Annotated in this window: 3 protein-coding genes; all 3 read right to left on the bottom strand. The window is 39.0% G+C overall.

What is annotated here, in order from left to right; all coding sequences use genetic code 11:
* Positions 1–1,296, bottom strand: a 1,296-nt coding sequence (gene murD, locus Q8907_14915; protein ID MDP4275563.1) for a UDP-N-acetylmuramoyl-L-alanine--D-glutamate ligase, incomplete at its 3' end; no start/stop codon positions are given.
* 117 nt (positions 1,297–1,413) lie between these two features.
* Complete coding sequence (gene mraY / locus Q8907_14910) at positions 1,414–2,661, bottom strand: phospho-N-acetylmuramoyl-pentapeptide-transferase (GenBank protein ID MDP4275562.1); 1,248 nt, start codon at positions 2,659–2,661, stop codon at positions 1,414–1,416.
* A gap of 24 nt (positions 2,662–2,685) precedes the next feature.
* The coding region (locus Q8907_14905) for a cyanophycin synthetase (protein MDP4275561.1) at positions 2,686–3,224 on the bottom strand (539 nt) is incomplete at its 5' end.

The raw sequence follows: 3,224 nt of genomic DNA, 5'->3' as shown, positions 1-3,224 counted from the left end.
GTCTTCATAATTTTCAAACAGATCGAAGCTTGCACAGGCCGGCGAAAAAAGAACGGTTTCCCCGCTTTTAGCCAAATAATACGAACGTTTGACAGCTTCTTCCATCGACTGGGTATCAACAATGGCATCAATCATGTCATCGAAAGCCGCATGAATCTTGGTATTATCTTTTCCCAGGCAAACAATAGCCTTCACTTTTTCCTTTACCAAATCGTAAAGAGTTGCATAATCGTTGCCTTTATCAATACCACCCACAATCCACACAACTTTTGTAGTCATGCTTTCCAGTGCATACCAGGTAGAATTAATATTAGTGGCTTTAGAATCATTAATAAACTCTATACCACGCACTTTAATTACATGTTCAAGACGATGTTCAATACCCTGAAAATCACTCAAACTCTGGCGAATTACTTCTTTCCGGATATCTAAAACCCTGGCAGCAATACCTGCAGCCATGGAATTGTAAATGTTATGCTTTCCTTTTAAAGCTAATTCTTCTATTGACATGGTAAAGTCTTTATCGTTAATTTTAATTTTCAAATTTTTATCTTCTATACAAGCTCCGGATTCTATTGTTTCCTTTATTGAAAAAGGATAAACCCTGGCCGGAGTAGATCTTTTTTCCATTTCTTTTGCCGTGACCTCATCGTCAATGTCATAGATGAAACAATCACTGGCAGTTAGATTCTGCATGATCCTGAACTTTGAATCCACATAATTCTGCATCTTGTAGTCGTAACGATTCAGATGATCAGGAGTGATATTGAGCAAGATGGCAATGTCAGCCTTAAAATCATACATGCCGTCAAGCTGAAAACTGCTGAGCTCGATTACATAATAATCATAATTTTCTTCAGCAACCTGAAGGGCAAAACTTTTTCCCACATTTCCGGCTATGCCGGCATTCAGGCCTGCTTTTTTCAGAATATGATAAATCAAAGAAGTTGTCGTAGTTTTACCATTGCTCCCTGTGATACAAATTTTGGTAGCATGGGTATAACGCCCTGCAAATTCTATTTCAGAAATCACCGGAATATTTTTTTCTCTTATTTTCTGAATAATTTCAGCAGTTTCAGGTATTCCCGGACTTTTGATCACTTCATCCGCATTTAAAATAAGACTTTCCGTATGGCCATTTTCTTCATACGGCAGCTCGTACTTACTAAGCATCTCCCTATAATCCGGTTTGACCGCTCCGGAATCCGAAACAAAAACTTCAAAGCCTTTTTGTTTTGCAAGAACAGCCGAACCTATTCCGCTCTCACCTGCTCCTAATATGACTATTCTTTTCATCCGTAAATAATTTTATAATTAAAATTGAATGAACTTCGCATCTAATTTCCTTTTAATCAGCCAATAAATAGTGTTAAAAGAACATGTTCGTTTCATGATTAATTAATTTTCCTTATGTTACCGCATCTTTAATGTAGCTACTGTAAATACAGCCAATAATATACAAACGATCCAAAAACGGGTAACGATTTTTGCCTCAGGATACCCGCCTACCTGATAATGATGATGAAGCGGAGCCATTTTAAAAACTCTTCGTCCTTCTCCATACATTTTTTTAGTCAGTTTGAAATAGCCTACCTGAATCATGACCGACAGACTTTCTACAAAAAATATCCCGCATAAAATAGGCAATAGAAGTTCCTTTCTGATGATGATGGCACAAACGGCAATAATTCCACCCAATGAAAGGCTGCCTGTATCGCCCATAAACACCTGGGCAGGGTAAGAATTATACCACAAAAACCCTACAATTGCCCCTATAAATGCACACATAAAAATCACCACTTCACCCACATAAGGGATGTACATGATATTCAAATAATTGGAATAGATCGAGTTGCCGGAGACATACGTCAAGATACCCAGGGTTGAACCAATAATAGCACATTGCCCCGCCGCCAGGCCATCCAAACCATCAGTTATATTGGCACCATTCGATACAGCCGTGATGATAAAAATAACGGCCAGAATTAATACCAGCCATACCCACTTATCAGCGCCATTTTTCACAAAACCAATAAGACTGGCATAATCAAATTCATGCCCTTTCAGGAAAGGAATGGTGGTTTTTGTCGATTTAATATCATTATGTACAAAAATTTTTTCCTGCTTTATACCTTCTCCTTTGCTGGTTTGTTCGGTCACTGGAACGTTTCCCAACAACACCCTTTCGCGGACAACGACATCATCACTAAGCCATAAGGTAAGTCCAACAATCAAACCGATTCCTATTTGTCCGTAAATCTTAAACCTGCCTGCAAGTCCTTCCTTATTTTTCTTGAATACCTTAATGTAGTCGTCTAAAAATCCAACTCCACCTAACCAAAGCATGGTGGCTAACATCAGAAGAACATATACGTTTAATAAATCATCAAATAAAAGTACCGGAATTAATATGGACAAAATGATAATAATCCCTCCCATTGTTGGAGTACCTTTTTTCTGAAGCTGGCCTTCCAATCCAAGGTTTCTGATGGTTTCACCTATTTGTTTTTTCTGCAGAAAATAAATAATCTTCTTTCCCATCCACAAGGCAAGAACCAGTGAAGTAATAAATGCCATGGTCGATCTGAAAGAAATATACTGGAACATCCCAGACCCCGGGAAATTTAATGTATGCAAATATTTGAACAAATAATATAACATTCTATTAGAAAATTAATTAACCTATTAGTTTTTATCCCTTTCTGAAAATATCTTTTTCACAACTTCTCTGTCATCAAAATGGTGTTTGACACCGTTAATTTCCTGATAAGTCTCATGCCCTTTACCGGCCAGCAAAATAATGTCTTTGGGGGCAGCAAGCATAATGGAGGTTTTAATGGCTTCAGCACGGTCGACAATAACCAGAACTTTCTTCTTGTTTTCGTCACCCACACCGGCCTGCATATCGCGGATAATATCCTCAGGCTTCTCATCGCGCGGGTTGTCAGAAGTAAGGATTACTTTGTCGCTCATCTCCGTGACAATAGCAGCCATTTCAGGGCGTTTGGTCTTGTCCCTGTGCCCGCCCGCACCCACTACGGTAATGATCTGTTCACTGCCTTTTCTGACATGATGGATGGTTTTAAGGACATTCTCCAATGCGTCGGGTGTATGTGCATAATCAACAATAACCGTTATTCCGTCAGCAGAACGGATGCATTCAAAACGACCGCTTACAGGATACAGTGAACTCAAAATTCTGAGCACATCTTCTGATGGTTTGC

Source organism: Bacteroidota bacterium (genome assembly GCA_030706565.1).
In the GTDB taxonomy this organism is placed as follows: Bacteria; Bacteroidota; Bacteroidia; order Bacteroidales; family JAUZOH01; genus JAUZOH01.
The sequence above is the reverse complement of the archived record's forward strand: the minus strand, read 5'-3'. Positions and strand labels throughout refer to the sequence as shown.